Here is a 3,894-nt window from a genome sequence, read left to right as displayed (position 1 = left end):
GCGGGGGGGGGCGCGCGCCCCCGGCCCCCCCCCCCCCCCCGGGAGCGAGAAACCCCCACCGACCGCTTTACACAACCGCGGGCTACCCTCCGGACCATTGTCCTTCCACCGCCGCCCGTGCCGTTCGTGGAAGGACCCCTTTCGTGCCCCAACCAGCCCGCCCGCCGTACGTTCCCGCCGACATCCTCACGCCCGAGAGGGACATGACTCACGGCCACTTCCGGCCCGGCGACCAGGTCGTCATCCTCAAGGGCGTCGCCGGCGGGGAGCTGTGGGGCGATGCCATGACGGTTGTGACCCCGTCCTGGCACACGCCCACCGAGGAGGACGGATGGCGGCTGCGCGACCCCAACGGCGGGCAGCAGACCTTCGTCACCGCCCACCCCCGCTACCTGGTCCACCTCTCCCGGCGCTGCCCCGACTGCCTCATCTACCTGCGCGCCCTGGAGGACTACCTGATACCGAAGTTCGCCGACGCAGGCACCATGATCGACTGCGGCTGGTACGACACCGTCCCTCACCACCAGGTCGTGCACATCGCCGACCGTGGGAACGGCCAGTGATCGCGCACGTCTTGGAGGCGGAACACTTCCCCTCCCTGCCTCTCTCCGTCGCTCTGGCCCGTCCCGTTGCCGAACAGGACGTCCTGGGCGAGGTGGTGGTGGCCCACTCACCCACCGAGCACAGCTACGCCCAGGGCAGTCCGCAGGAGTGGATGTTCGCCGACTGGGAGGACCATCTCCTGGAACCGGTCAGCCTCCACCCCTACGCTGGCGGGCCCAACGCCAACGACCCCGAAATCTTCCACCTGGCAGTCCGGCTGCACCCCACCGACCGGGCCCTGCACCCACCGGAGTGGACAGAGATCGCGCAGCGGCTGGCCCGCGTCACCGGTCTCACCGTTCCGGGGACCGGGCAAACGTGCCGCTGGGTGGCTCTCCAGGTGCAGCCCGGCCGCCTCGATGTCATCGCCAACCTCATTCGCAGCGACGGCGTTTGGGCCCACCAGCCCCACCTGCTGCACCGGGTGCTCATGGACGAGTGCCGGCACATCGAGGACGATCTCGACCTCGTCCCGGCGCAACCCCGGCAGGGGCGTCCGCTCACCGCGATGCTGCCCACTGCGCGCCCCACGCTGCCACGAGCAGCAGAGGATCAGTCCCCGCCCTTCGTCGCCGCCCAGCTCGCCACGCTCATGTGCCAGCTCGCCGACGAGGCCAACGGGCCGATTGCCTCGGTGCGCGGTGTGGTCGAGCAGGCCGCCTACCGGCTGGAGGAGCTGCCCCACGCCTACGGGCCCGACGCGGGGCACCGGCTGGAGCTGATCGCCCGGCGCCTGTACGGCATCCACCAGGACCTCGAAGCCACCGCCGCGGATCTGCCCGGAGCCAACCAGCGCGCCGCCCTGGCCACCCATGTGCCAGCCGCTCCGCGCCCGGCGCGCCGCTCCCGCTGAACACCCCGAGAAAGTCCCGCCCTTGGCCCTTGCCGACCGCTACCTGACCCTGCAACGCGACGTGCACTCCGGCGAGGTCCTCGCCCGCGGAGGCGACCCGGAAGCGCACAGCATCCTTCAGCGCACCGGCTTCGTCCCCGTCGTCCGCGTGCACGAGCACTACCACCGGCTGCCCACCGGCCTCGACGAGGCCGAGGAGGAACGTCTGGCCACCCGGGCCGTGGCACGGCTGCGCGCCGTCAAGTACGACGTCGCCTGCGACGAGGAGTTCGAGACCGAACTGCGCGAGGCGCACTACCTCCCCCTCGGCGCCTTGGTCGCCCACCAGGCCGAACGCATCCGCCAGGCGACCACCACCGAGGAGGTCGCGGATGCCTTGACCGAACTCACCGCCGCCCACGACGGTGTCCTGGCCGCCCTCGACGACGTCCTCACGGCAACGATCGAGTTCCACCTGGGCCTCGGCGGAGCAGCCGACATCGCCACCGCCGACCGGCTGCGCCACCTCGCCGAAAGCCGCCTGGGCGTCATCCGGTCCGATCTGGCCGGGGTGCGTGCCGACCTCGCCGACCGGCACGAACCTCACCCGCAGCGCAGCGTGTGCAGCGCCGAAGTCGGCCCCACCGAGCGCGAAGCCTCCGCCGTCTGCGGCTGCCCGCCCCCGCCCCGGACCACCCCAACGCCCAGCCCGCCGCCCACTGCCCCGGCGCCCGCCGGACGGCGGCGCTGACCCCCATCCCCGAGGTACACATGCACGACCACGAATCCGCCCCCGATCTCGCGTCCTTCGCCATCGCCCTCGCCGACGAACTCCCCGGCAACTGGACCAGTGAGCACCAGGTACATGCGCACTACCCCGACCAGTTCGCCCGCGCCGAACACGTCTGGGACATGAACCTGGTCGCGCACGCCATTGCCGAGCACGTCCTGGACCAGGACGCGGTCCTTACCCGCGACGACGGCGCCCGCTTGTACGTCATCGCGCGCCCCCGCAGCGGCGAGGAGTTCCTCGTCGGCGCCATCGCCCCGGCCGACATCCACGCGGACGCCTTCCGCGCCGTACGAGAGCCCGACGGCATCGCCGTCCCCGACGACCCGGCCCGGGCCGCCGCGGACATCACCACCGACCTGCTGCCCCGCTACGACAAGGCCCTCGCCCAGGTCCACGACAATGCCGCCCGCCTCACCCCGGCCGCGCCCCCGGAACTTGTGGTGATCACGTTGAGCGGGCGGGACTTCCACGTCACCAAGCCGGAGCGGGCGGATGCCGCCCAGATCCTCGCCGACAACGGCTGTGTCTACGACCAGGACCAGGACGCGTTCGTGCTGTCCGGCGAGGACACCGCCGCACAGGCCCAGTCGATCCAGCGGGCGGCAGCGCAACTGGACCGGCTCGGCATCGGCCTCAGCGTGCGGCTCCCGCAGGCCAAGCCCGCCCTGGACACCGCCCCCGTCGCGGCCCCGTCCAAGGCGCCTGCCCGGCGGCGATAGCCCCCATAAGAAGAGAGAAGCCCGCTCATGGGCAACAGAGCCGACGACTACGGCAGCGACGTCGAGATCTACCGCAAGCCCCTGACCGACACGATCTATGCCGAGACCCCCACCGGTGCGCCCGAGCAGCTCCTGGCCCTGCTCGACGCCCTCGGCCTGGAACGCAAGACCACGGCGACGGCCGGCCCCGTCTACACCTGGCACGAAGTCCCCGGCCATCTCAGCGAGGCCGAGCAGAAGCAGGCCGCCACCCGGGCCCTCCCCTCCCTGCTCCTGGCCGGATATGTCGTCAACATCCCCGACGAACTCTTCGACCCCACCGCCTACCAGGAAGCGGTCGCGGACATCCGCAATCACCGCCACCCCGCCGCCGCACCGCCAGCCAGCACCCGGCCCGCGCCCAAGGCCCCCAGCCGCGCCAACCCTGCCCGGCGGTGAACCACAACGCCCCGGAGCCCCCGCCCATGACGCTCGCCGACGAGCACGACGTCGACGTACTGATCTACCACCGCGACGGCACCATCTACGTCGACAGCCGCACCGGCGCCCCCGAACGCCTCCTGGAACTGCTCGATGGCCTCGGCCTCGACCGCCACTGCGCACCCGAGGAAGACGACGAGTGGCATCAAGTCCCCGAGCACTGGGGCGAGATCGCCATGAAACAGATGGCCGACCGCGCAGTCCCCCTGCTGACCGGCGCCGGATACCGCATCTCCATCGACACCGTCTTCGGCGGCACCGCCTACCAAGCCGCCCGCGCCGCAACACGACCGTCGCCACCGGCCCCAGCCCCTGCGACACCACCCTCCGCAGGAAGCCGCCGCTCCCCCTGACCACCCTCTTCGGCGGGGCCCCGCCAACGGGGCGCCCCCCCCCCCCCCCCCCGAGCGCACACACCCCCCCCCCCGCCCACACACCCCCGCTGTGTGACACACAGACAATCACAC

Annotated in this window: 6 protein-coding genes; all 6 read left to right on the top strand. The window is 72.0% G+C overall.

The genetic code is table 11. The features are described from left to right. Positions 1 to 203 precede the first annotated feature (203 nt). The 6 genes from ACFWY6_RS00030 to ACFWY6_RS00005 are packed head-to-tail and all read left to right on the top strand — an operon-like array spanning position 204 to position 3,780. Positions 204 to 563, top strand: a complete 360-nt coding sequence (locus ACFWY6_RS00030; protein WP_384684459.1) for a hypothetical protein — start codon at positions 204 to 206, stop codon at positions 561 to 563. Further along, positions 560 to 1,456, top strand: coding sequence for a relaxase/mobilization nuclease (locus ACFWY6_RS00025; protein ID WP_384684163.1), 897 nt, complete (start codon positions 560 to 562; stop codon positions 1,454 to 1,456). Before ACFWY6_RS00030 ends, ACFWY6_RS00025 begins: the two co-directional genes overlap by 4 nt. Positions 1,457 to 1,478: 22 nt before the next feature. Then, positions 1,479 to 2,186: a hypothetical protein gene (locus tag ACFWY6_RS00020; protein WP_384684160.1), complete on the top strand. Its 708-nt coding sequence runs from the start codon at positions 1,479 to 1,481 to the stop codon at positions 2,184 to 2,186. 20 nt (positions 2,187 to 2,206) lie between these two features. After that, positions 2,207 to 2,947, top strand: a complete 741-nt coding sequence (locus ACFWY6_RS00015; RefSeq protein WP_384684158.1) for a hypothetical protein — start codon at positions 2,207 to 2,209, stop codon at positions 2,945 to 2,947. Between the two features lie 27 nt (positions 2,948 to 2,974). Further along, complete coding sequence (locus ACFWY6_RS00010; protein ID WP_384684155.1) at positions 2,975 to 3,385, top strand: hypothetical protein; 411 nt, start codon at positions 2,975 to 2,977, stop codon at positions 3,383 to 3,385. Continuing rightward, entirely contained in the window at positions 3,382 to 3,780 is a 399-nt protein-coding gene (locus tag ACFWY6_RS00005; protein WP_384684152.1) for a hypothetical protein, read from the top strand. The genes ACFWY6_RS00010 and ACFWY6_RS00005 overlap by 4 nt, the downstream gene beginning before the upstream one ends. Positions 3,781 to 3,894: the final 114 nt, after the last annotated feature.

Origin of the sequence: Streptomyces sp. NPDC059037 (assembly GCF_042740015.1) — a bacterium.
Classification (GTDB): Bacteria; Actinomycetota; Actinomycetes; order Streptomycetales; family Streptomycetaceae; genus Streptomyces.
The sequence above is the reverse complement of the archived record's forward strand: the minus strand, read 5'-3'. Positions and strand labels throughout refer to the sequence as shown.